The organism is Actinacidiphila epipremni (assembly GCF_012034175.1).
Taxonomy (GTDB): domain Bacteria; phylum Actinomycetota; class Actinomycetes; order Streptomycetales; family Streptomycetaceae; genus Actinacidiphila; species Actinacidiphila epipremni.
The window spans coordinates 308,729-331,340 of sequence record NZ_JAATEJ010000002.1 but is presented as its reverse complement, the minus strand read 5'-3'; the positions used below and the strand labels follow the sequence as shown (position 1 = coordinate 331,340).

The following is a 22,612-nucleotide window of genomic DNA, read 5'->3' as shown; positions in this document are numbered from 1 at the left end:
CGCCGTTCGACGTGACGGGGGGAAGCAACCCACCGTCCCGACGCGTAGGGCGCAACAGGAGGAGGCACGCGCATGACCTTCGAACCACGAGTTCTTCACCCCGAGCGATCAGTTCGCGACCTGCTGGGGGCAGACATCAGGCGGCACCGGGAACGCATGGGGTTGTCCCTGGCCCGCCTCGCGAAGATCCTCAACTACAGCAAGAGCCAGCTCTCCAGGATCGAGACCGCCGAGCTGCTGCCGAGCGAGGACCTGGTGCCGCGCCTGGACCTGCTCTTCGAGACTGGCGACCACTTCCAGCGGCTTTACGCGGTCGCGCGACGTGAGAAGTTCCCCGGGAAGTACCAGCGCGCGATCGAGTTGGAGGCGGCGGCACGGGTCATCGAGGAGTACACGTGCCAGAACGTCCCGGGCCTGCTGCAAACCCGTGAGGTGGCACAGCGCATGCTGCGCGCGGGCTATCCGCACCTTCCTCCGTCGGACATCGACGCCATGGTGGGCGTGCGGCTGGAAAGGCAGGCCCGGCTCTCGGGAGACTCGCCGCCCCGGTGCTCTTTCATCCTGGACGAGGCTGTACTGCGTCGGCCTGTAGGAGGCCCAGCCACCATGGCCGCCCAACTTGGCGAGATCATCCGCGCCGCCGCGGAGTCGTCACACATCACAGTCCAAGTGCTGCCGTTCTCGACGGGCGAGCATCCGGAGATGGGTGGCTCGTTGTCGCTGTACACCCTGCCGGACCGCCTGACAATTGGTTGGTCGGAAGGGAGCCAGGATGGGACGATGGTTGACGATCCGGATGCCGTCGCGGCCCGCCGGGAGTCCTACGATCTGCTCAGGGCGCAAGCCCTCTCGCCTCAGGACTCCGAGGCGGTGATCAGAGCGGTCATGAAGGAGTACGAGCACCATGCAGCCCACCTCCGCCGCCCCCCGGTGGCGTAAGAGCAGCTACAGCAACACCAACGGCGGGACGTGCGTCGAGGTGGACGACGCCAACCCCGGCGCCGTACGTGACTCCAAGGACCCGCACGGCCCGGTGCTGCGGTTCTCGCCCACGGAGTGGCAGGCATTCGTGACGTCCGTCCGCATAGGCACGTTCGACACCCCCTGACGACCGCCGCCCCGCCCGACCTCCGGCCCCCGAACAAGCGCTCCCGCCCGCCGCGGTCGCCCGGCGGAAGCGAGCGCCCAGCCGCGCAGAAAGCCCCGCCCGAGCGCCACCCAAGGCACCCCCGAGCGGGGCCGGCTACCGGGCGCCTGACGGATTCGTTCGGCGCGGGTCCCGTCAGGCGGGCAGGCCCGACTTGATGAGCTGGATATGGCTCTCCTGCATTCCCTCCGGGAGTGCGTCCGGGCTGAACCATGCCGCCTCCAGGATCTCGAAGCTGTCGAGCTTGAGAGTTCCCCCCCGTGCACAGAGCTTCGTACGCGATCTCCACGCGCAGCTTGTATCCGCTGGTCACCTGGACCAGCCGTCCCGGAACAACCTCAAGACCGGCCTCCTCCCGGACCTCTCGAACGACGGTCTCCGGGAACTCCTCGCTCTTGACCGCGTAACCGGTGGGAAGCCCCCACGGTCGATCCGCAGGCCACATGCGGTGCTTGAGGAGCAGGACCTCTCCCGCCTCGTTGCGGACCACGCCCGTCACGCCGACCATGAATTTGGCATGGGCGAACCACTGGACCACTCGCACAGCAGTTCCCGGACGTCCTCGTGGTCAAGCGCAACCAGCCGCGCCTGCACGCCGCGCTACGCGCCCTGCCCTGGAAGGAATGCACCACGGCGAGCTACGACCGCGAGCACGGGCACGGCCAACGCGAGACTCGCTCGGTACGTGTGCTGACCGTCACCGGCCTCGGCCTGAACTTCCCGCACGTCACACAGGCCGTGAAGATCCACCGAAGTGGCGCAACCTCAACACGACACGCCACACGAAGGACACGCACCCCACGCCAACCTGACCAAGCACTACTGGGTTACAGGCTCAATAGTATAATGACTCGAATCATCGAGCCAGCAAGAAAATTGACCGGTAGGGCCGTTGACGCACAATTCCAGATCCCCTCCGGAATCATCGGAGTACCAGTCACTTGTATGGGATCCCGATGTGGAAAAAATGTACTTTCCATAGATGGTACTGTCTGGAAGGGTACTCACCAGCCAGGCGGACGCACCCACTTTGCAGTCATTGGCGTACCAGCGTATGTACTTGCGCTGAGAATTTCCCATCTTCTTCGTTTGGCGATAGGCCGTACAGCCATCAACCTGGATTGCTTGAGATTCCTTCGATGAAGCCGAAGGACTGTGCGAGGCACTTGTATCTCCGGGTGAACCACCTTCGCGAACTGCTCCTGCGGGCGAAGAACTAGCGGTGTCACCACCTTGAGAATCAGCTTTTGAATTGCGACTGGCGCTGCACGCAGCAACCACGAGGCATGCAACTGCCACAATCGCCATAGCCCCGTACCTCCTACGGGGGTTTTCTTTCAGCATCCTCATCCTCGCAGCAAGAAATGTCACCTGGCGGGCCGAGCAAACGGCGAGTGCGATCAACTTTCTTGCCGCCAACAGCCGTTGCGGAAGCCAGCGTACTCCCATCAGGCGGAAGGCATGCCTCAAGGCCGAGCAACACGACCAATCCCGACTCTGCCCCGTCCGCATGATGCATCGCCAAGGCATTCAGGCTCAACCTTGACGGATGGAACCTCCCACTCCTGCACATCACCACCAGGCACCACCGCTAGCTGCGAGAGCACGACGAACGTTGAACAACGAGGAATAATGCCTACATATTTAATATTACGCCCATTGTGTACCTAAATCCACCCCGCCCATGGGGAACCATTCGGATTAATCATTTCTTTCCGCAAGAATGGGCCCATAACGGGAAAATGGATTATGTCAAAAATTGCATTTATGGCTGAAACCAACTAGCTCCTGGCTGGGTTTAGTCACTTGTCGAACGCGTGTACCGCTGAGATGATTACTCCTAGGCGGGGTGGAGAGAAATGCGCTCCACTCCGACCTCGGCAGTGAGTTTTCGAATTCTAATGGGGAGGGGAAATGAAGCGCAGGCGCAGAGTCGCCACAGTCATCGGCCTTACCAGCGCGGCCCTCATAGCGCTGGCCATGCCGGCGCAAGCAGTAGAAGGTTCGTGGCAAGTAGGGGTCACCGGATGTACTCTTGAGCAGCAAGTCCAACTGCGGGGAAGTCCCTTGCACGACTACATGCGGTGGAGCACAATCGGCACTTGTGGGGCGGGGTCGTGGGGCAACATCGTGAGCGTTCTTCCCGACAATACCATCTACGAAAAGTGGAATTTCTATACTGCGGGAACTCACACGACCTCGTGGTACTACGACGGCCCCGGCTACGACCTCCAGGTGTGCGTCAATGGTCCGACCGGCGAGATGGCATGTGGCCCTGATAACTGATTCCATGCCCACGTGACGAGTGACGTTTTCTCAACGTTGGTCATTTCCGGATTCCTTTGAGGATGAGGGTTGTTCGGGTGACGCGCTGATCATGTGGGTGTCGAGTCCGTATGAAAACCAAGCGAGTCCATGAGCGTTTTCAGCGTTGCCTCTTCAGGGTGAGGACGGCTTTGGTGATGACGGTCATGCGGTTGGGGCTGATGCGGGATCTGCGGAAGATCTGCCAGGATTTCAGCCGGGCTATGCCTCGTTCGACGGGTGCCCGGGCTGCGGAAAGGGCCTGGTTCTTGGTCCGCTCGGTGAGGGTGAGTTCACCGCCTGGTGGGCGGCGCTTGGCGGTGGTGGCCCAGTCCCCCGCTCCGATGTAGGCCATGTCGGCGAGGATCGGGACGCCCTGGCGTGCACAGATCCGCAGGATCTTGTGGGTGCGGGCGGCCGTCAGGTCGTGGGTCCGGCCCGGCAGGGCCGGCGACAGCCACAGGATCTCGCCGGCCGGGTCCGTGACGACCTGAACGTTCACGCCGTGCCGCTTGTGCTTCGAGGAGTAGTCGGCCCTGCCGTCGCCGACGCGGTCGCACTCTGCGAGCGTGCCGTCCAGCAGGACGAAGTCCGGGTCGTGTGCGCGCAGCGTCTTCAGCAGGCCCGGCGCTCGCTCGGCAAGCAGACCGGTGACCGCGGTGACATAGGCGTGGGCGGTGCCGACGGATATCCCGAAGGCCGCGGCGATCCGGGCGAGCGTGTCGTGGTGACGCAGGTACACGAGTGCTACCAGCGCACGGCGGTGCGGCGGTGCGGCGGTGCGGCGGGAGTTTGCAGCGCCGGTCACCTTCGCGGGTGACGATGAGCATGGTGACCCACTCGACGAGTGCATGGGCCAGGCCGCACCCTGGGACGGCAACCCTAATCCTCACAGGCAGGATACGGAACCAACAGGGCTCCCGCGCTGCTGAGCTGAGACGTCGAACACCTCGCTCAACGGCACGGGAGCCCTGCCCGTTGCGCACTCCGCGACCCCACACCACCCCGTCACCCGATCAGGTGCCACGCTGAAAACGCTCAATGTTCATCCGGTCATGAAGGAGTACGAGGACCATGCAGCCCACCTCGGCCGCCCCCCGGTGGCGTAAGAGCAGCTACAGCAACACCAACGGCGGGACGTGCGTCGAGGTGGACGACGCCAACCCCGGCGCCGTACGTGACTCCAAGGACCCGCACGGCCCCGTCCTGCGATTCTCGCCCGCGGAGTGGCAGGCATTCGTGACGTCAGTACGCATAGGCACGTTCGACACCCCCTGACAACCGCCGCCCCGCCCGGCGCCCGGCTCCCGAACAAGCGCTCCCGCCCGCCGCGGTCGCCCCGCGGAAGCCAGCGCCCGGCCGCGCAGAAAGCCCCGCCCGAGCGCCACCCAAGGCGCCCCCGAGCGGGGCCGGCTACCGGTCGCCTGACGGATTCGTTCGGTGCGGGTCCCGTCAGGCGGGCAGGCCCGACTTGATGAGCTGGATATGGCTCTCCCGCATTCCCTCCGGGAATGCGTCCGGGCTGAACCACGCCGCCTCCAGGATCTCGAAGCCGTCGGGCTTGAGAGTCCCCCCGTGCACAGAGCTTCGTACGCAATCTCCACGCGCAGCTTGTATCCGCTGGTCACCTGGACCAGCCGCCCCGGAACAACCTCAAGACCGGTCTCCTCCCGGACCTCTCGAACGACGGTCTCCGGGAACTCCTCACTCTTGACCGCGTAACCGGTAGGAAGGCGAACCACAGGACGCGCCACGGCAACGGGCCACGGATGAGTTTTTCCAATCCCCTGGCAGCGATCCGCTTCGAGCTCGTAACACGATCTTGTGGCGCTGGTTGCCCTACCGCTGATACTCGGCCGCGGATCTGCCCCGATACTTGGGCGGTGGACAGCTACGAGGGCACTGCGACGCTTGAGTGGTGGGCCAACCGGTCGACGTGCTTGGGCAGGTTTGGCGTGCGAGTCGAGGTCGGCGTCACCGGCAGCGGGTGGACGTGCGGTGCGGCCCTCGAGCCTTCCCTGACCGGGGAGGATCGGGAGAGTTTCGACTTCCTGATGGCGCTTGACCCGCTCTTCACCCTGCGCTTCGACGAGGAGACCGTGCTGCACGTCAACGTTGCCGTGACAGATGACGGCGGAGGCCTCACTCTTGCCGCCTACGAAGCAGAGGCCGCGGAGGCAGCAGGTTCCCGGCGGCTGCCGGACTAGAGACCCGGCCGCGCCAGGCGCTATGACGTCGTCGGCCAGAACCTCTACTGGCGCTGTCGGGTAAAGATCATTGACCACTCGCACAGCAGTTCCCGGACGTCCTCGTCCCAGACCGCGTACCCCTCGTACCTGCCGAAGTCCTCCCGGCTGGAGGACGCCCTGCCGTTCAGGTTTCTTGGTGACGGTTTTGGACTGGTCACCGGGGCATCGGCGATACTTGCCCGCACAACTCGACATCGACCATCGCGGGGGTCAGCTTCCCGCTTTCGATGTTGCTCACCTTCGTCTGGCTCATGCTGCAGCGCTTGGCGAGCCGGGCCTGGGTCCACCCGGCCCGCCTGCGCTCCTCTTTTAGCGCTGCCGCCAGGTCCGACCTGGAACGGCCCAGGGCCTGCGGGTCAAAGGTCAAGGTCCTGCACGTACTCCTCGAAGGGAACCGACTCGTCGACCGCGATCCTCTGGAATTCGAGGAACGGTGAGATGTCGCCGTCGAACAGCTCTCGGCTGATCTGCCGACCGTCGGGGTGGTAGTTCATGAGGACCACTTCGGCGCGGTCGAACATCCAGAAATCCTGAACCCCCTCAAGAGGGTCGGGACGGTTCGTCACGTCGAGTACGCGAATTTCCTCACCGGCCAGCGCGTGGGGCTGGTAGTAGTGCTGGAACTCGAACCGCAGATACGCCGAGAGGGGGCGGGTCAGCACGTGGACCCGGCCCTGGGCGCGCCCTTCCGTGACCTGCCGACGCAGTCGGTCCGTGTATGCGTTCGACACGGTCGTCGGGTCGATGCGGGCACCGTTCCTGAACGACTCGAACTCGTCCGCCTCCTGAGGCATGAGGTACTGCGGCAGTGTCTCCAGGCGCCAAGCCTCCCGCCGGAACTTTTCGAAGCGAGCGGCCCACTCGTCACCAGCCAAGAGCACGAACGGCCTCCCTCAACGTCTCCTCCGTGATCTCCACCAGCCCTTCCCCTTCCGGTGCTTCGAAGACGTCGGTGACGTGACCTTGTACCACGAATGACCCCGATGCGGTCGCTACGAGTGGCGTGAGTGGGCCGTCCATGCGGGAGCGCCAATATTGGCGTCATCGCATAAATACCAGGCCGGCGGCCTGACGGGCGGTCAGGACCTTGCAGGCGCCCGCGACTCCACGGACCCGCGCGGGCCTGGGTTGCGGTTCGCGCCCGCGGAGTGGCGGGCGTTCGTGGCGTCGGTGCGCGCAGGCGCGTTCGGCACGTTCTAGTGCGCCGCCTCCGTTCTCCACCTGGAGTCTGACCACGCCGGCCGCAGGGAGCAGGGCAGCATGGTCCGCCGCTACGTCGTCCGGCGGAGCAAGCGCACAGCCGATATTCGCTTGCGCGCCATCGCCACGCGGGCCACCGTCGCCTGACACCTCACGAAGGCAGAGAAGATGACCACGCAGACCCGCCATGTCGACCATGAGCTCGTCCAGGCCGCGGCCCATGTGGCGCGTAGTCGGTGCCGGGGCGACAACCACACCGTGGCGGCGGCAGCCCGTGCCCGGGACGGGCGGATCGTCACCGCGGTGAATGCGTACCACTTCACCGGCGGCCCCTGCGCCGAGCTGGTTCTCCTCGGCACGGCAGCCGCCCAGGGCGCCTACGAGCTGGACACGGTCGTCGCCGTGGGGGACCGCGAGCGTGGGGTCGTTCCCCCGTGCGGACGGTGCCGTCAGGTCCTGCTCGACTACTTCCCTGCCCTGAAGGTCATCGTCGGGACGGGCGACCGCCTCCGGGCCGTCTCCATCACGGACCTGCTGCCCGAGAGCTATATCTGGGCCGACCACCAGCTCGACACTGAGCAGACCCGGCGCGAGCTTCAGTAACTGTCGTACGCCGGCGTGCCGTTCGGGCGGAGGACGGCGATGACCGTGCCGCCCTTCGTCGCCGTGACGCTCACCGGGTCCAGGGCGGTGGGGATCGCGCCGGAGGCGAAGAGGCGTTTGCCGGAGCCGATGACGACCGGGTGGACGGTCAGCCGGTATTCGTCGACCAGGCCGTGCCGCATGAGGGTCTGGGCGAGGTCGCCGCTGCCCACGACGTTGATGTCCGCGCCGTCGGTCGCCTTCAGCTTGCGCACGGCGTCGACCGTGTCGCCCTCCAGCAGCGTGGAGTTCTGCCACTCCAGGGAGGTCAGGGTGCGGGACGCCACGTACTTGCGCATGCCGTTCATCCGGGCGGTGAACGGGTTGTCGGGGTCGGCGGTCGGCCAGTAGGAGGCGAAGATCTCGTACGTCTTGCGGCCGAGCAGCATCGCGTCGGCGCCCTCGTACCAGCTGCCGACGGCCGCGCCCACCTCCTCGTCGGACACCTGCTTCTGCCAGCCGCCGTGCTCGAACCCGCTCTCGGGGTCCTCGTCCGGCCCGCCCGGCGCCTGCATGACGCCGTCCAGCGTGAGAAACGTGCAAACGTTGATCCTGCGCATGGTGCGCTCCCTTCGTCGTGGGGGTAGACGGCACGGCGGCCGGAAACTCATCGGCCGGATGCCGTACCCCTCGCAGACGGCGAAGGTTCGTACTGAGGAGTCGTCGATGGCCGTACGCCGTGTCGTGCCCAACATCCGTTCGCGGGCCGAGAAGGCCGGGCAGGCCGAGCAGCCCGGGCAGGCCGCGCGGGAGAGCCGGGAGTTCTACGGGCTGCTGGGGTTCGAGGAGGTCATGAACCTCGGCTGGATCACGACCCTCGCCTCACCGTCCGCCCCCACCGCCCAGATCAGCGTCATGAGCGAGGACAAGACCGCGCCGGTCGTCCCCGACATGAGCGTCGAGGTGGACGACGTGGACGCGGTGTACGCGGCCGTACGCGCGAGCGGCGCGGAAATCGTGCACCCGCTCCAGGACGAGGAATGGGGCGTCCGCCGCTTCTTCGCCTGCGACCCGAACGGCCGCGTCGTCAACGTCCTGAGCCACCGCTGACGGGGCCGCAGGGCCGGACGGGGCACCGGTCGTCAAGTGATGTGCACCCGCTGTCAACGACAGTGTGCGCCGCCGGCAACCACCCTGTGGTCGTGGGCCACCGACGTCACCGTGGCGTCGGGGCCGCGATCATGAGGGGGGAACGCCATGAGGATCCGATACGCCCTGGTCGGGGTGGCGGCGGGGACCACGTTCGCACTGGGGGCGGCCGTGTCGCCCGCCGGCGCCGCCGCGGGGGCGGGCGACACGCACGCGGCTCGGGCGCAGGCCGTGGTCACCGCCACCTCTGCGACCAGGGCGCTGCAGAACCAGCAGGACGCGCTCTGCATCGACGACAGCGCGACCGCCGGGCTGCGGCACAACACCTGCAACGGCGCCAATTACCAGGACTTCACCTTCACCGCGCAGTCCGACGGCTCGGTGACCATCAAGAACGTGCACACCGGGTTGTGCGTCGACGACAGCGTCAGTACCGGCCTGCGGCACAACACCTGCAACTCCTCGGACTACCAGCGCTGGGATCTGCTGCCGTGGGACGACGGCACCCTGTCCCTGATGAACGTGCACACCGGGCTGTGCGTCGACGACAGCGTGAGCGCCGGGCTGCGGCACAACACCTGCAACGTGAGCACGTACCAGAGCTTCTTCGCGGTCTGAGCCACCGGAGCCGGGTAACCCCGCGCCCCGCCGGGCAGGTCCGGCGGGGCGCGGGGCGTGCAGGGGCGTGCGGGGGAGGCGGGGTCAGCGGACGCCGAGGAGGTGGTCCATGGCGAGCTGGTCCAGGGCCTCGAAGGCCATCCCGCGCTGCGCGGCGGCCTCGACGTCGAAGTCCTCGAAGGCGGACGCGTCGGCCAGCAGGCCGGCCAGGCCCTCACCGGGAGCGACCGTGGGCTGGGCGAGCTCGTCGAGGCGGGCGGCGCGCAGCGCCTCCTGGACGGCCGGGTCGGCGCGGAAGGCGGCGGCGCGGTCCTTGAGGATCAGGTAGTTGCGCATGCAGCCGGCCGCCGACGCCCACACGCCGTCGAAGTCCTCGGTCCGCGGCGGCTTGAAGTCGAAGTGCCGCGGGCCCTCGTAACCGGCCGTCTCCAGCAGGTCCACCAGCCAGAACGCCGACCGCAGGTCACCCGCGCCGAAGCGCAGGTCCTGGTCGTACTTGATGCCGGTCTGGCCGTTGAGGTCGATGTGGAAGAGCTTGCCGTGCCACAGCGCCTGCGCGATGCCGTGCGGGAAGTTGAGCCCGGCCATCTGCTCGTGGCCGACCTCGGGGTTGAGGCCGACGAGCTCGGGGCGCTCCAGGGAGTTGATGAAGGCCAGCGCGTGGCCGATGGTCGGGAGCAGGATGTCGCCGCGCGGCTCGTTCGGCTTCGGCTCGATCGCGAACCGGATGTCGTAGCCCTTCTCGGTGACGTACTCGCCGAGCAGGTCGAACGCCTCCTTGAAGCGGTCCAGCGCCACCCGCACGTCCTTGGCCGCGCCGGACTCCGCGCCCTCGCGCCCGCCCCACGCCACGTACGTCTTCGCGCCCAGCTCGACGGCGAGGTCGATGTTGCGCATCGTCTTGCGCAGCGCGTAGCGGCGTACGTCGCGGTCGTTGGCGGTGAAGCCGCCGTCCTTGAAGACCGGGTGCGTGAAGAGGTTGGTGGTCGCCATCGGGACGACCAGGCCCGTCGCGTCGAGGGCGGCGCGGAAGCGCTTGATGATGGCGTCACGCTCGGCGTCGGACGACCCGAAGGGGATCAGGTCGTCGTCGTGGAAGGTCACGCCGTACGCGCCGAGCTCGGCGAGCCGGTTGACGGACTCGACCGGGTCCAGCGCGGTGCGGGTGGCCTCGCCGAACGGGTCGCGGCCCTGCCAGCCGACCGTCCAGAGGCCGAAGGTGAACTTGTGCTCGGGCCCCGGGGTGAGGTTCGTCTCGGAAGTCATGAGGGCTCGCTCCTATTCGTCAGACTGTTGAACAAATTAGTATGCAAGGCCGATGATGGGAAGTGGCAGCTCGCGACGGGCTCGGGAAGGGACAGGAATCACATGGCGCACAACGGGGCGGAGGACGCAGCCGCCGGGGCGGTCGTCCTCGGTGTCGACAGTTCCACGCAGTCCACGAAGGTGCTGGCCGTCGACGTCGAGACCGGGGCCGTACTCGCCTCCGGGCAGGCGCGGCACACCGTCAGCACCGGGGCCGGGCGGGAGACCGACCCCGAGGTGTGGTGGACCGCGCTGCAGGACGCGCTGAGCCAGACGGGTGAGTGGGCGGGCCGCGCGGAGGCCATATCGGTCGGCGGGCAGCAGCACGGGCTGGTCGTGCTGGACGCCGAGGGCCGCCCGGTGCGGCCGGCGATGCTGTGGAACGACGTACGGTCCGCGCCGCAGGCCGCCGCGCTCGTCGAGAAGTACGGCGCCGGGCACTGGGCGCAGCGCTTCGGCTCCGTGCCCGGGGCGAGCTTCACCGTCACGAAGTGGGCCTGGCTCATGGAGCACGAGCCGGCGACCGCGGCTGCCGCCCGGGCGGTACGGCTGCCGCACGACTTCCTCACCGAGCGGCTGTCCGGCGCGGGCGTCACCGACCGCGGCGACGCCTCCGGCACCGGGTGGTGGCGCTCGGACACCGAGAGCTACGACGACGCGCTCCTGGACTCCGTCGGCCTCGACCCCGCGCTGCTGCCCACCGTCCTCGGGCCCACCGACCGCGCCGGTACGGTACGGGACGGGCTGCCGCTGCGGGCCGGCGCGGTCGTCGCGCCCGGCACCGGCGACAACGCCGCCGCGGCCCTGGGGCTCGGCCTCACACCGGGGCGGGCGGCGCTCAGCCTCGGCACGTCCGGCACGGTCTACGCGGTGTCGCGGCAGCGGCCGACCGACCCGAGCGGCGTCGTCGCCGGGTTCGCCGCCGCGGACGGCGGCTGGCTGCCGCTGGCCTGCACGCTGAACTGCACGCTGGCCGTGGACAAGGTCGCCGCGCTGCTCGGGCGGGACCGGGCGGACGTCGAGCCCGGCGGCTCGGTGGCCTTCCTGCCCTTCCTCGACGGCGAGCGCACGCCGAACCTGCCGTACGCCACCGGGCTGCTCACCGGCCTGCGGCACGACACGACCGCCGGGCAGGTGCTCCAGGGGGCGTACGACGGGGCGGTCTTCGCGCTGATGGCGGCGCTGGAGCAGGTGCTGGCGGTGGACGGGGCGGCGCCCTCCGACGAGCCGCTGCTCGTCATCGGCGGTGGCTCGCGCGGGGCGGCGTGGCTCGACACGGTACGCCGCTTGTCCGGGCGGCCGGTCCAGGTCCCGGCGGCCGGTGAACTTGTCGCCCTCGGCGCGGCGGTCCAGGCTGCGGCTGTCCTTACGGGTGAGGCCCCGCACGCCATCGCCCACCGCTGGTCCACCACGGAGGGCCGCACCCTCCCGGCCCTCCGCCGCGACGACGCGACCCTCGAACGCCTGACGACCACGCTGCCGCTGGCCGGGGCGTAGGAGGACGCCACGAGCTGCCCCTTGCGGCGCGCCGCGCGACCATCCGCCGGTGGGCGGCTGATCGCGCCGTTCCCCGCGCCCCTACGCCCGGGGGTGCCACTTGCGGTAGACACGCGACCGTCCGCCGGTGGGTGGCTGGTCGCGCCGTTCCCCGCGCCCCTGACGCCTCGGGGTGCCCCTTGCGGTCGCGTCGCGACCCACCACCGGGGGGAGGTCCCGGTGTGGCAGGACGGGGCAGGGTGGAGGGGCAGGGCCTCAGACAGAATGCAGTGGCAGGCGGGAACGCGGCGCGAGGCGCGGGGGACCCGACCGTAGAGGCGACCGGAGGACAGCGTGAGTAGAGGCACCGGCGCCCAGGCCGGGCTCCGGCGGCGGAACATGGCGCTGGTCATGGGAGCGCTCGCCGCGGGGGAGAGCGTGACGCGCGCGGCCGTCGCCGCGGAGGTCGGCCTCACGCGGGCCACCGTCTCGACCCTCGTGGACGAACTGCTCGCGGCCGGCCTCGTCGAGGAGCAGGGCGCGCAGCGCCCCGGTACCGTCGGCCGCCCCGGCACCGTGCTGGCCCTCACGGAGTCCGGCCCGGCCGGCATCGGCGCCGAGATCGGCGTGGACCACCTGGCCGCGTGCGCGGTGGACCTGCGCGGCCGGGTGCGGGTGCGGGCCGAGCGGCCCGCGGCCAACCGGGGCCGCGGCGCCGACGCCGTACTGGCCGAGCTCGCCGCGCTCACCGGCGACGTCATCGCGCAGGCCGCGGCGGCGGGCCTCACCCCGGTCCGCACCACCGTCGCCGTACCCGGACTGATCGGCCCCGACCACGGCACCGTCCTGCGCGCCCCCAACCTCGGCTGGGAGGACGTCCCGCTCGCCGCGGCGTTCGGCGGCCAGGACCTGGACACCGCGGTGGAGAACGAGGCCAACCTCGGCGCCCTGGCCGAGCTGTGGCTCGGCGGCCACGACGGCCGCCTCACCGACTTCGTGCACGTCAGCGCCGAGATCGGCATCGGCGCCGCCCTCGTCGTCGAGGGCCGGCTCTTCCGCGGGGCGCGCGGCTTCGCGGGCGAGCTCGGCCATGTGCCGGTACGGCCGGAGGGGCCGCGCTGCTCGTGCGGTGCGACCGGCTGCCTGGAGACCTACGCTGGCGAGGAGGCGCTGCTGCGGGCCGCGGGTGTGACGACCGGGCGGGGCGCGGCCCTGAAGGCGGCGGCCGTCGCAGGCGACCCCTCGGCACTGCGTGCGCTGGAGGAGGCAGGCGCCGCCCTGGGCATAGCCCTCAGCGGTGCGGTCAACCTGCTCGACCCGCAGGCCGTCGTGGTCGGCGGCCCGCTCGCGGACCTCGCGCCCTGGCTGCTGCCGGGCGTGCGCCGCGAGCTCGCCGTCCGCGTCACGGACCGCCGCTGGCGGGCCCAGGACGTGCTGATCTCCCGGCTCGGCCATGACGGCGTGCTGCGCGGGGCCGCCTACAGCTCGGTGCGTACCGTGCTGGACGACCCCGCGGCGTGGATCCGCAACCTCACCGACCAGGCGGCGGACCCGGCCTCCGGCACCGGAAGCTAGCCGCAGCTCACCGCCCCGAGCCATGCGCACAGCCCGAGCCATGCGCACAGCCCCGAGCCATGCGCACCGCCCCGGGCCGAGCGCAGCTCACCGCCCCGAGCCGCGCAGCGCCACGCTCACACCGCCGAGCCGGCCACCCACTGGCTCCACGTCATGTTCCAGCCGTTGAGCCCGTTGCTGGGCTGGATCACCTTGTCCGGCGAGTTCACGACCTGCACGACATCGCCGATCAGCGAGTTGTCGTAGAACCACGCGGCGTCCGTCGTCGGGTCGCCGCCGCCCTTGAGGTCCTCCAGGCCGATGCAGCCGTGGCTGGTGTTGGCGTTGCCGAAGACGGACGGGTCGCTCCAGTAGTTGCCGTGGATGAACGTGCCGGAGTTGCTCAGCCGCATCGCGTGCGGGACGTCGGGGATGTCGTACTCGCCCTTGCCGTCGTCGTCGGTGAAGCCGACCGTCGCGCCGTTCATGCGCGTCGTCTGGTCCTTCTCCTCGATGACCATCTTGCCGTCGTACGTGGTGTGGTCCGGGCCGCCCGCCGAGATCGGGATCGTCCGGATCACCTGGCCGTCGCGCACGACGGTCATCATGTGCGTGGCGGTGTCGACCGTGGAGACCTGCGAGCGGCCGATGTCGAAGCTCACCGTCTTGTGCTGCGTGCCGTGCACGCCGGGCGCGCCCTCGACGCCCTTCCAGTTCAGCGTCATGGTGACGTGCGAGCCGGGCACCCAGTACGTCTGCGGGCGCAGGTCCAGCCGCTTGCTGCTGAACCAGTGGCCGACGATCTGCTGGCCGCTGGTGGAGGTCATCGTGACGCCGCGCTGCACGGCGGCCCGGTCCTTCTGGGCTATCGCGTGGTCGAAGTTGATCGACACGGGCATGCCGACGCCGACGACGGAGCCGTTCTCCGGCGTGTAGTAGCCGGTGAAGGTGGCCGGGGTGGGCGCGGCGGTGGCGAAGCTCGCGGTCGCGGCGGCGGGCTGGCCCTTGCCGTCGACGGCCGCGGCGGCGACCGCGTATTCGGTGCTGTGCGCGAGCGAGCCGGACGGCGTCCAGGTCTTCTTGTCCGCCGACAGCTTGCCGGCGACGGCCTTGCCGGTGTCCTTGGTCTTCATCGTGACCGAGGTCAGCGTGCCGCCGCTGACGGTGACCTTGACCGCGCCGCTCACCTTGGCGCCGGTGGAGCCGGACCGCGGGGTGATGGTGATCTTCGCGGCCGAGGTGTGCTTGGCGGCGGCGGCGTCCGCGCCGGCCTGGCTGGTCGCGGAGGGCGTCTGGGTCGGGCCGGGCGTGCTGGTGGTGGCGGAGGCGGCGGCGGTCGGCGAGGACGAGCTCGCCGCCTTGCCGTCCGTGTGGGACCCGATCCCGCCGCACGCGGTCAGGGCGACCGCGCCGCCCACCACCACGGCGGCAGCCGCGATCGCGGTGCGGCGTCGGGTGATCCTGGGGTGCTTGGTGGGTGCGGATCCGTTCTCGGGCGGCGTCGTCACGCGGCTCTCCAATGCGGCAGTGGTCCCCCACGGACGTACCGCGGGCTTCTTCCGCTCCATGGAAACAGCCACGCCGGGGCAAATCGCCCTTTTCGCTCATAAGTGTGGTCCATCCCACCATGGGCGATACGTTCCGTCTCCGCGCGGGTACGGGGGGCGACCGTACGGCGGGGGTACGCGGCCGGCCGGGGGAGTGCGGGCCGCGGCGCGGGGGAGGCGGCTTCCCAAGGGGTGGCCGGGGTCACTACGATCGGGTGCCACCGTCGCAAAATCTGGGGGTTCCCTTGGCCTCGCCCCGCCCTTACGTGGTCGCAGCCGCCGCCTCCGTCCTTGCCGCCGTGTACTTCGTCCCGTCCGCGAGCGCCAGCCCCGAGCACGCCCCGGCAGCCGCCGCGCACTCCGCCGCGGCGGACGCCGGGCAGGCCAAGGACGGCGACCTCGCGGACACCGGCAGCATCGACACCAAGCCGTATCTGATCGGCGGCTCCGCCTTCCTCGTGTTCGGCGCCGGCCTGCTGGTCGACGCCGCCCGGCGCTCCCGCCGGTCCGGGACCACGCCGGCGCTCTAGGCGCTGCACTCTGCACGCATACGGGTACGGGTCCGCTCCCCGCGGGCCCGTACCCGTACCGCTTTCCTACGCCCTCACGCCGTCACGCCGTTCACGGCTTCACGCCCTCACGCCAGCGCCCCGGTGACCGTCTCGGCGGCGCGGACCAGCCCGCCGGACCGTACGAAGGCGTAGGCCGCCTCCAGGTCCGGCGCGAGGAAGCGGTCGCGGCCGGGGCCCGGCACGCCCGCCTCCCGGACCGCGGCGAGCACCGCGGCGGTCGCGGGCGCGGGCCGCGCGGCGGTGCCGGCGAACGTCCTGATCTCCAGCGCCCGGGTCGCCGCGACCATCTCCACCGCGACGACCCGCGCGAGCGCGTCCACCGCGGTACGCAGCTTGCGCGCGGCCGACCAGCCCATCGAGACATGGTCCTCCTGCATCGCCGAGGACGGGATCGAGTCGACCGAGGCCGGCACCGCGAGCCGCTTGAGCTCGCTGACCAGCGCCGCCTGCGTGTACTGCGCGATCATCAGCCCGGAGTCCACGCCGGGGTCGTCGGCGAGGAAGGGCGGCAGGCCGTGCGAGCGGTTCTTGTCCAGCAGCCGGTCGGTGCGCCGCTCGGCGATGGAGGCGAGGTCGGCGGCGGCGATGGCGAGGAAGTCCAGCACGTAGCCGACCGGGGCGCCGTGGAAGTTGCCGTTGGACTCCACCCGGCCGCCGTCGTCCTCGACGATGACCACCGGGTTGTCCACCGCCGCGGCCAGCTCGCGCGCGGCGACCAGCCGGGCGTGGTCGAGGGTGTCCCGGCCGGCGCCGGCGACCTGCGGGGCGCAGCGTACGGAGTAGGCGTCCTGCACGCGCGGGGCGTCGTCCTGGTGGTGGCCGGTCAGGCCGGAGCCGGCCAGCACCTTGCGCATGTTCGCCGCGCTCGCGGCCTGGCCCGGGTGCGGGCGGATCGCGTGCAGCTCGGGCGCGAGCACCTTCTCGGTGCCCAGCAGCGCTTCGAGGGTGAGCGCGGCGGTGACGTCGGCGGCGGTGAAGAGGGCGGCGAGGTCGGCGCAGGCCATGACCAGCATGCCGAGCATGCCGTCGGTGCCGTTGATGAGGGCCAGGCCCTCCTTCTCCCGCAGCTCGACCGGCTCGATGCCGTGCTCGGCGAGCAGTTCCGCGGCCGGCCGCACCGCACCGTCGGGGCCGGCGGCCTCGCCCTCGCCCATGAGCACCTGCGCGCAGTGCGCGAGCGGCGCGAGGTCGCCGGAGCAGCCGAGGCTGCCGTACTCGTGGACGACCGGCGTGATGCGGGCGTTGAGCAGCGCGGCCATCGTGCGGGCGACGACCGGCCGTACCCCGGTACGGCCCGAGGCGAGGGTCTTCAGCCGCAGGAGCATCAGCGCGCGGACGACCTCGTCCTCCACCCGCGGGCCCATCCCGGCGGCGTGCGAGCGCACCAGCGAGCGCTGCAACTGCGCCCGCAGCTCCGGGCTGATGTGCCGGACGGCGAGCGCGCCGAAGCCGGTGGAGACGCCGTAGACGGGCTCGGGCCGGGCGGCCAGCGCGTCCACGACGGCCCGGGCCGCGGCCATCCCCTCCTCCGCGCCGGCCCCCAGCTCCACCCGCGCGCCGCCCCGCGCGACGGCGAGCACGTCCTCGGCGGTGGCCCCTTCGGGGCCGATGACCACGGTCTGCATATCCATATTCACGCACCCTAAGCACTGAATCGTGAGCTGTCACGAGGGGGGTGCGGCCATGCCTGCCCGCGCCGTTCAGCGCGCGGCCTCCCGGCCCCTGAGCGGCCAGGCCCAGTGCCGGCCGGCGGGCGTGCCGGGGTCGGGTTCGGGCTCGGGGCCGGGGATGATCGCGAGGGCGAGGCCGAGCAGCGCGCAGCCCACGATGCAGTCCAGCCAGTAGTGGTTGGCGGTGCCGACCACGACGAGCATCGTCACCAGCGGGTGCAGCAGCCACAGCCAGCGCCAGCGCGAGCGGTACGCGGCGATCAGCCCGACCGCTATGGCCAGCGCCCAGCCGACGTGCAGCGAGGGCATCGCGGCGAACTGGTTGGCCATCGAGTGGTCCTCGGGCTTGCCGTAGACGGCCGGGCCGTAGACCGCGGCGGTGTCGACCATGCCGTGGCCGGGCAGCATGCGCGGCGGGGCCAGCGGGAAGAACAGATGGCCGATCAGGGCGAGCATCGTCTGGATGACGATCGCCCGGCGTATCCATAGGTAGTGCGCGCGCTTGCGGGCGAACATCCAGCCGAGGAAGACCACCATCGCCGGGAAGTGGACGGTGGCGTATATCCAGTTGGCGGCATGCACCAGCGTGTGGCTGTGCAGCAGCGCCTGTTGCAGGCCGTGCTCGCTCGGCAGGTGCACCCCGCGCTCGAAGGACCAGACGTGCTCGGCGTGGTGGAAGGCCTCCTCGGTGTGGCCGTTGGCGACCTTGCGCCCGTACTTGTAGATCGCGTTGACCGCGACCAGCAGGGCGAGTTCGGGCAGCAGCGCGGGGAGCCGGTCCGGCGGCAGTGGCAGCCGGGGTCCCGGGAAGAGCCTCCGCGTGCCGATCGCCGGTGTCGACGCACTCCCCATCCCCATGCAGCAGCCCCTGTCAACTCCGTCGATCCGTCTCGACGCCGACCTGTCCCCTCCGCCTGCCCCCCGGAGCCGACGCCAGTCCGACCGCTGCGGCCATCCTCCCAAAGCGACGCCGATATGTCGGTGAGGTGAATCCCACCCGAATCCGGCTCAACCTTCCCCAGCCGGGCGCACGGCGTGTGCGAACGTCCCGTGGTGCCCCGGCCGTCGCAACACACCGAACGAGCACCGCAAGAAACGCGCAAGGTGGTGAAGTTGCTCGGCAAAGACGCGAAATACTGCGCGCACAGACCTTGTGGAACCGGACCGGACCGCCCTAAATTCACCCTCACCCCGGCGCCCGCGCCGCGCGCCCCGACGTCAGACCGGGCGGGCGGGGCGGGCGTTCGGGCGGGAACCCCCACCTGAGCTGTCCCGAGAGAATCGAGCTTTCGATGGCGAGATGGTCAACAGGCCCGCGGCGAAGAGCCGTCGCCACGGCCGCGGCGGTCACCGCGACCGCCGCGGCCTTCGGTGTGCTGGGCGCCGGCGCGGCGGTCGCCAAGGCCCCGGCGGCGAGCGCGGCACCCGCGGTCACCCGGGCCGCGATCGACCCGGCGCTGACGGCGGGGCGCGGCGCCACCGTGCCGTTCGCCGAGCAGGAGGCCGAGCACGCCACCACCAACGGCACCGTCATCGGCCCCGGACGCGACGCGTACACCCTGCCCGCCGAGGCGTCGGGCCGCAGCGCGGTGACCCTCAAGCCCGGCCAGTACGTGGAGTTCACGCTGCCGAGCGCGGCCAACGCGATCAACGTCCGCTACAGCATCCCCGACGCGCCCGCCGGCGGCGGCCTCACCTCGCCGCTCAAGGTCGGCGTCGGCGGCGCCACCAGGACGATGACGCTGACCTCGCAATACGCGTGGCTCTACAACCTCTACCCGTTCTCCAACGACCCCGGCGCGGACATCCTGCACCCCGACTACTGGGTCACCGAGTGCTCCTGCGTGCCCCAGGACACCACCCCGGCACCGGTCTTCGCCAAGCCCTTCCGCCCCAACCACTTCTACGACGAGCAGCGGCTGCTGCTCGGCCGTACGTACAAGGCGGGCCAGAAGGTGCGGCTCACCGTGCCGGCAGGCGCCGCGACCACCACGATCGACCTGCTGGACTCCCAGCTCGTCGCCCCGCCCAAGATCGACCTGCTCGCCGCGAACGTGCTGCTCTTCGGCGCCGACCCGACCGGCCGCCGCGACTCGGCCGGCGCGATCGAGAAGGCCGTCGCCTTCGCGCAGCGCAGCCACCTGAAGGTCTACATCCCGCCGGGCACGTACCAGGTCGACCGGCACATCATCGTCGACCACGTCACGATCGAGGGCGCCGGCAGCTGGTACACCATCATCAAGGGCCACCAGGTGGACCTCGCCACGCCCGCACCCGACGGCAGCGTGCACACCGGCGTCGGCTTCTACGGCAAGGACGCGGCCCAGGGCGGCAGTTCTGACGTCCACCTGTCCGGCTTCGCGATCCAGGGCGACGTGCGCGAGCGTATCGACACCGACCAGGTCAACGGCATCGGCGGCGCGCTCAGCAACTCCACGATCGACGGGCTGTACATCCAGCACACCAAGGTCGGCATGTGGTTCGACGGACCCATGACCAACCTGAAAATCACCAACAACGTGATCGTCGACCAGATCGCGGACGGCATCAACTTCCACACCGGAGTGACCCGTTCGTCGATCTCCAACAACTTCCTGCGCAACACCGGGGACGACGCGCTCGCGCTGTGGTCGGAGAAGACCGAGGACGTCGGCAACACCATCGACCACAACACCGTGCAGACCCCGGTGCTCGCCAACGGCATCGCCCTGTACGGCGGTTCGGACAACACGGTGGCCGACAACCTGATCGCCGACCCGATCCGCGAGGGCAGCGCCATCCAGGTCGGCTCCCGCTTCGGCGCCGAGCCCTTCACCGGCAAGCTCGCCATCACCGGCAACACCACGGTGCGGGCCGGGACTTACGAGCTCAACTGGAACATCGGGCTCGGCGCGATCTGGTTCTACGCGCTGGAGAAGAACATCGACGCCGACATCCAGGTGACCGGCGACCACTTCCTCGACAGCACGTACAACGCGATCATGCTGGTCAGCGACTTCCCCGTGAAGGACCTCTACTCGATCACAGGCGTCCACTTCAAGGACATCCAGGTGGACGGCACCGGCACCTCGGTGCTCAGCGCCCGCACCGCCGGCGGCGCGACGTTCCAGAACGTCGACGCCCGCAACGTCGGCGCGGTCGGCGTCAACAACTGCGGCTCCTTCAACTTCACGCCCGCCGGCTCGGAGTTCGCCGTCACCGACCTCGGCGGCAACGACGGCGGCGGCACCACGGGCCCCTGGCTCGCCCCGTGGGAGCTGCCCAACACCATCACCTGCGACGACCGCCCGGCCGTCGTCCCCCCGCCGCCGCCCACCACCTGGTGAGCTGACGGCACCGAGGCGCACGCCGGCCGCCCGCGGAGTCCGACTCCCGCGCGGCCGGCGGCCGTTCACGCCGCCCCACGCCCTCAGCCGCCGCGTACCTCCCGCTCGGCCACGCCCCGCAGCCACTCGGTGAAGGTCGCCCCCGTCGGGTTCGGCCCGGCGAAGTCGCCGTCCGCCTCGTCGTAGGACCACACCTCGGGATCGGGTCCCGGGCCCCGCAGGAAGTCGAAGCGGCCGTTCTGGTGCATCAGGAACACCCGGTCGGTGTCCGCGAGCCGGAAGGGCACGCCGTGCTCGGCCAGCAGGTCCTCCGCCGCCTCGCGCAGCCCCAGCATCAGCGGGTAGAACACGTCGCTGCTCACCAGCAGCCGGCCGAACCCGCCGCCCGTCACCGACAGGAAGCACCGGTAGGCCGCGCCCACCGGACCCGGCTGGTCGCGCTCGATCTCCATGATCTCCCGCACCCCGAGCCCCATCGGCCGCGGCGCCGCCGCGTCCCGGCGGTCCGTCAGCAGCGCCACCACCGCCCGGACCCGCTGCTCGGGCCCCATCCGCGCCCAGCCGGTGTCGTCGATCCCCACGCTCGGCCCCTGCACCCGCCACACCCCCGTGTCGTCGCGTACCGTCGTCGTACCGCGGGACACATGCCTACCAGAGCGCGGCTCACCAGGGGCGCGGATCGGGTGCAGCCATCCGCCGCCCGCGACGCACTACGCTCGGCGCCATGAGCGATCACCACAGCGATCACCGGGGCGACGAGGCCGGCCGGCACTTCGAGACCCTGGCCATCCACGCCGGGCAGCCCGCGGACGCGGCCACCGGCGCCGTCGTCACCCCCATCTACCAGGTGTCGACGTACAAGCAGGACGGCGTAGGCGGCCTGCGCGGCGGCTACGAGTACAGCCGCTCGGCCAACCCGACCAGGACCGCGCTGGAGGCCAACCTCGCGGCCCTGGAGGGCGGCCGGCGCGGCCTCGCCTTCGCCTCCGGGCTCGCCGCCGAGGACTGCCTGCTGCGGACCCTGCTCGCGCCGGGCGACCACGTCGTCATCCCGAACGACGCGTACGGCGGCACGTTCCGGCTGTTCGCGAAGGTCGTGGAGCGCTGGGGCATCGCGTGGTCGGTGGCCGACACCTCCGACGTCCAGGCGGTACGCGACGCCGTCCGCCCGGAGACCAAGCTCATCTGGGTCGAGACGCCGTCCAACCCGCTGCTGGGCATCACCGACATCGCCGCGCTCGCCGGCGTCGCCCGGCAGGCCGGCGTGCGGCTGGTCGTCGACAACACCTTCGCCAGCCCCTACCTCCAGCAGCCGCTCGCGCTCGGCGCGGACGTCGTCGTGCACTCCACGACCAAGTACATGGGCGGCCACTCCGACGTCGTCGGCGGCGCGCTGGTCACCTCCGACGCCGCGCTCGGCGACGAACTGGCCTACCACCAGAACGCGATGGGCGCGGTCGCCGGGCCCTTCGATGCGTGGCTGGTGATGCGCGGCATCAAGACGCTCGCGGTGCGCATGGACCGGCACTGCTCCAACGCGGAGCGCGTCGCGGAGATGCTCGCCGGGCACCCGAAGGTCACCGAGGTCCTCTACCCCGGGCTGCCGCAGCACCCGGGCCACGAGGTCGCCGCCAAGCAGATGCGGGCCTTCGGCGGCATGGTCTCCTTCCGCGTCGCCGGCGGCGAGGACGCGGCGGTCGCGGTGTGCAACCGGGCGGCGCTCTTCACCCTCGGCGAGTCGCTGGGCGGCGTCGAGTCGCTCATCGAGCACCCCGGCCGGATGACCCACGCCTCCGCCGCCGGCTCCGCACTCGAAGTCCCCGCGGACCTCGTACGCCTCTCGGTCGGCATCGAGTCGGTCGACGACCTGCTGACGGACCTCCGCCAGGCGCTCGGCTGACGCGATCTCGCCA

Annotated in this window: 22 protein-coding genes and 2 pseudogenes; 13 read left to right on the top strand and 11 right to left on the bottom strand. The window is 70.4% G+C overall.

Going from position 1 to position 22,612, the window contains the following annotated elements:
• Window positions 1–72 precede the first annotated feature (72 nt).
• Window positions 73–939, top strand: a complete 867-nt coding sequence (locus tag HCN08_RS04315; protein ID WP_167981485.1) for a helix-turn-helix domain-containing protein — start codon at window positions 73–75, stop codon at window positions 937–939.
• Window positions 905–1,108 carry a DUF397 domain-containing protein gene (locus tag HCN08_RS04310; RefSeq protein ID WP_167981484.1) on the top strand — a complete coding sequence of 68 codons (204 nt, stop codon included), beginning with the start codon at window positions 905–907 and terminating at the stop codon, window positions 1,106–1,108. The genes HCN08_RS04315 and HCN08_RS04310 overlap by 35 nt, the downstream gene beginning before the upstream one ends.
• Before the next feature lie 174 nt (window positions 1,109–1,282).
• On the opposite strand, the pseudogene HCN08_RS04305 reads toward HCN08_RS04310, so the two are convergent.
• Together HCN08_RS04305 and HCN08_RS04300 are read right to left on the bottom strand one after the other, a co-directional pair.
• Window positions 1,283–1,655: pseudogene (locus HCN08_RS04305) on the bottom strand (NUDIX domain-containing protein).
• A 1,917-nt stretch (window positions 1,656–3,572) separates the two neighbouring features.
• A pseudogene (locus HCN08_RS04300) lies at window positions 3,573–4,281 on the bottom strand (transposase).
• Between the two features lie 244 nt (window positions 4,282–4,525).
• Between HCN08_RS04300 and HCN08_RS04295 the strand changes: the two are divergent.
• On the top strand, window positions 4,526–4,729 hold the full coding sequence (locus tag HCN08_RS04295) for a DUF397 domain-containing protein (RefSeq protein ID WP_167981483.1): 204 nt from the start codon (window positions 4,526–4,528) through the stop codon (window positions 4,727–4,729).
• A gap of 174 nt (window positions 4,730–4,903) precedes the next feature.
• Here the strand turns inward: HCN08_RS04295 and HCN08_RS36850 are convergent, their stop codons facing one another.
• The gene (locus tag HCN08_RS36850; protein WP_407648666.1) at window positions 4,904–5,032 is read right to left on the bottom strand and encodes an NUDIX hydrolase; all 129 of its coding nucleotides are present in this window, start codon (window positions 5,030–5,032) and stop codon (window positions 4,904–4,906) included.
• Between the two features lie 302 nt (window positions 5,033–5,334).
• Between HCN08_RS36850 and HCN08_RS04285 the strand changes: the two genes are divergently transcribed.
• Window positions 5,335–5,658, top strand: a complete 324-nt coding sequence (locus tag HCN08_RS04285; RefSeq protein ID WP_167981482.1) for a hypothetical protein — start codon at window positions 5,335–5,337, stop codon at window positions 5,656–5,658.
• A gap of 196 nt (window positions 5,659–5,854) precedes the next feature.
• Here the strand turns inward: HCN08_RS04285 and HCN08_RS04280 are convergent, their stop codons facing one another.
• Both HCN08_RS04280 and HCN08_RS04275 read right to left on the bottom strand, forming a co-directional pair.
• Entirely contained in the window at window positions 5,855–6,067 is a 213-nt protein-coding gene (locus HCN08_RS04280; protein WP_167981481.1) for a helix-turn-helix domain-containing protein, read from the bottom strand.
• Window positions 6,057–6,581 (bottom strand): DUF6879 family protein, encoded by a 525-nt coding sequence (locus HCN08_RS04275; RefSeq protein ID WP_167981480.1) that lies wholly within the window; start codon window positions 6,579–6,581, stop codon window positions 6,057–6,059. Before HCN08_RS04275 ends, HCN08_RS04280 begins: the two co-directional genes overlap by 11 nt.
• 154 nt (window positions 6,582–6,735) lie before the next feature.
• Between HCN08_RS04275 and HCN08_RS36045 the strand changes: the two genes are divergently transcribed.
• Together HCN08_RS36045 and HCN08_RS04265 are read left to right on the top strand one after the other, a co-directional pair.
• Window positions 6,736–6,900 carry a DUF397 domain-containing protein gene (locus HCN08_RS36045; protein ID WP_206318321.1) on the top strand — a complete coding sequence of 55 codons (165 nt, stop codon included), beginning with the start codon at window positions 6,736–6,738 and terminating at the stop codon, window positions 6,898–6,900.
• A gap of 168 nt (window positions 6,901–7,068) precedes the next feature.
• Entirely contained in the window at window positions 7,069–7,503 is a 435-nt protein-coding gene (locus HCN08_RS04265; RefSeq protein ID WP_167981479.1) for a cytidine/deoxycytidylate deaminase family protein, read from the top strand.
• On the opposite strand, the gene HCN08_RS04260 is transcribed toward HCN08_RS04265, so the two are convergent.
• The gene (locus HCN08_RS04260; protein WP_167981478.1) at window positions 7,497–8,102 is read right to left on the bottom strand and encodes a dihydrofolate reductase family protein; all 606 of its coding nucleotides are present in this window, start codon (window positions 8,100–8,102) and stop codon (window positions 7,497–7,499) included. The two genes, HCN08_RS04265 and HCN08_RS04260, sit on opposite strands and share 7 nt — an antisense overlap.
• A gap of 106 nt (window positions 8,103–8,208) precedes the next feature.
• Here HCN08_RS04260 and HCN08_RS04255 point away from each other — a divergent pair, with 106 nt between their 5' ends.
• A complete protein-coding gene (locus HCN08_RS04255; RefSeq protein ID WP_167981477.1) occupies window positions 8,209–8,592 on the top strand; it encodes a VOC family protein in 384 nt (127 codons plus the stop codon).
• 147 nt (window positions 8,593–8,739) lie between these two features.
• Window positions 8,740–9,249 (top strand): RICIN domain-containing protein, encoded by a 510-nt coding sequence (locus HCN08_RS04250; RefSeq protein WP_167981476.1) that lies wholly within the window; start codon window positions 8,740–8,742, stop codon window positions 9,247–9,249.
• A gap of 84 nt (window positions 9,250–9,333) precedes the next feature.
• On the opposite strand, the gene xylA is transcribed toward HCN08_RS04250, so the two are convergent.
• The gene (gene xylA, locus HCN08_RS04245) at window positions 9,334–10,515 is read right to left on the bottom strand and encodes a xylose isomerase (protein ID WP_167981475.1); all 1,182 of its coding nucleotides are present in this window, start codon (window positions 10,513–10,515) and stop codon (window positions 9,334–9,336) included.
• Window positions 10,516–10,617: 102 nt separating this feature from the next.
• On the opposite strand from xylA, the gene xylB reads away from it, so the two are divergent.
• Window positions 10,618–12,051, top strand: coding sequence for a xylulokinase (xylB, locus tag HCN08_RS04240; RefSeq protein ID WP_167981474.1), 1,434 nt, complete (start codon window positions 10,618–10,620; stop codon window positions 12,049–12,051).
• Window positions 12,052–12,429: 378 nt separating this feature from the next.
• On the top strand, window positions 12,430–13,605 hold the full coding sequence (locus tag HCN08_RS04235; RefSeq protein ID WP_167981665.1) for an ROK family transcriptional regulator: 1,176 nt from the start codon (window positions 12,430–12,432) through the stop codon (window positions 13,603–13,605).
• 116 nt (window positions 13,606–13,721) lie between these two features.
• On the opposite strand, the gene HCN08_RS04230 is transcribed toward HCN08_RS04235, so the two are convergent.
• Window positions 13,722–15,092, bottom strand: a complete 1,371-nt coding sequence (locus tag HCN08_RS04230; RefSeq protein WP_322974219.1) for a L,D-transpeptidase — start codon at window positions 15,090–15,092, stop codon at window positions 13,722–13,724.
• Window positions 15,093–15,397: 305 nt separating this feature from the next.
• Here HCN08_RS04230 and HCN08_RS04225 point away from each other — a divergent pair, with 305 nt between their 5' ends.
• On the top strand, window positions 15,398–15,661 hold the full coding sequence (locus HCN08_RS04225; RefSeq protein WP_322974218.1) for a hypothetical protein: 264 nt from the start codon (window positions 15,398–15,400) through the stop codon (window positions 15,659–15,661).
• Between the two features lie 107 nt (window positions 15,662–15,768).
• Here HCN08_RS04225 and hutH read toward each other — a convergent pair whose 3' ends face one another.
• Window positions 15,769–17,334, bottom strand: a complete 1,566-nt coding sequence (gene hutH, locus HCN08_RS04220; RefSeq protein ID WP_167981471.1) for a histidine ammonia-lyase — start codon at window positions 17,332–17,334, stop codon at window positions 15,769–15,771.
• A 69-nt stretch (window positions 17,335–17,403) separates the two neighbouring features.
• The gene (locus HCN08_RS04215) at window positions 17,404–18,231 is read right to left on the bottom strand and encodes a phosphatase PAP2 family protein (protein WP_240969749.1); all 828 of its coding nucleotides are present in this window, start codon (window positions 18,229–18,231) and stop codon (window positions 17,404–17,406) included.
• A gap of 434 nt (window positions 18,232–18,665) precedes the next feature.
• Here HCN08_RS04215 and HCN08_RS04210 point away from each other — a divergent pair, with 434 nt between their 5' ends.
• Complete coding sequence (locus tag HCN08_RS04210; RefSeq protein WP_167981470.1) at window positions 18,666–20,699, top strand: glycosyl hydrolase family 28-related protein; 2,034 nt, start codon at window positions 18,666–18,668, stop codon at window positions 20,697–20,699.
• An 83-nt stretch (window positions 20,700–20,782) separates the two neighbouring features.
• Here the strand turns inward: HCN08_RS04210 and HCN08_RS04205 are convergent, their stop codons facing one another.
• Window positions 20,783–21,343: an SMI1/KNR4 family protein gene (locus HCN08_RS04205; protein ID WP_167981469.1), complete on the bottom strand. Its 561-nt coding sequence runs from the start codon at window positions 21,341–21,343 to the stop codon at window positions 20,783–20,785.
• Window positions 21,344–21,423: 80 nt separating this feature from the next.
• Here HCN08_RS04205 and HCN08_RS04200 point away from each other — a divergent pair, with 80 nt between their 5' ends.
• A complete protein-coding gene (locus HCN08_RS04200) occupies window positions 21,424–22,599 on the top strand; it encodes a cystathionine gamma-synthase (RefSeq protein WP_167981468.1) in 1,176 nt (391 codons plus the stop codon).
• The last annotated feature ends 13 nt before the right edge of the window (window positions 22,600–22,612 follow it).

Coding starts and splice junctions, on each gene's coding strand:
- HCN08_RS04315 (WP_167981485.1), top strand. CDS start 73: ATGACCTTCGAACCACGAGTTCTTCACCCCGAGCGATCAGTTCGCGAC.
- HCN08_RS04310 (WP_167981484.1), top strand. CDS start 905: ATGCAGCCCACCTCCGCCGCCCCCCGGTGGCGTAAGAGCAGCTACAGC.
- HCN08_RS04295 (WP_167981483.1), top strand. CDS start 4,526: ATGCAGCCCACCTCGGCCGCCCCCCGGTGGCGTAAGAGCAGCTACAGC.
- HCN08_RS04265 (WP_167981479.1), top strand. CDS start 7,069: ATGACCACGCAGACCCGCCATGTCGACCATGAGCTCGTCCAGGCCGCG.
- HCN08_RS04260 (WP_167981478.1), bottom strand. CDS start 8,102: ATGCGCAGGATCAACGTTTGCACGTTTCTCACGCTGGACGGCGTCATG.
- HCN08_RS04255 (WP_167981477.1), top strand. CDS start 8,209: ATGGCCGTACGCCGTGTCGTGCCCAACATCCGTTCGCGGGCCGAGAAG.
- HCN08_RS04250 (WP_167981476.1), top strand. CDS start 8,740: ATGAGGATCCGATACGCCCTGGTCGGGGTGGCGGCGGGGACCACGTTC.
- xylA (WP_167981475.1), bottom strand. CDS start 10,515: ATGACTTCCGAGACGAACCTCACCCCGGGGCCCGAGCACAAGTTCACC.
- xylB (WP_167981474.1), top strand. CDS start 10,618: ATGGCGCACAACGGGGCGGAGGACGCAGCCGCCGGGGCGGTCGTCCTC.
- HCN08_RS04235 (WP_167981665.1), top strand. CDS start 12,430: ATGGCGCTGGTCATGGGAGCGCTCGCCGCGGGGGAGAGCGTGACGCGC.
- hutH (WP_167981471.1), bottom strand. CDS start 17,334: ATGGATATGCAGACCGTGGTCATCGGCCCCGAAGGGGCCACCGCCGAG.
- HCN08_RS04215 (WP_240969749.1), bottom strand. CDS start 18,231: ATGGGGATGGGGAGTGCGTCGACACCGGCGATCGGCACGCGGAGGCTC.
- HCN08_RS04210 (WP_167981470.1), top strand. CDS start 18,666: ATGGCGAGATGGTCAACAGGCCCGCGGCGAAGAGCCGTCGCCACGGCC.
- HCN08_RS04200 (WP_167981468.1), top strand. CDS start 21,424: ATGAGCGATCACCACAGCGATCACCGGGGCGACGAGGCCGGCCGGCAC.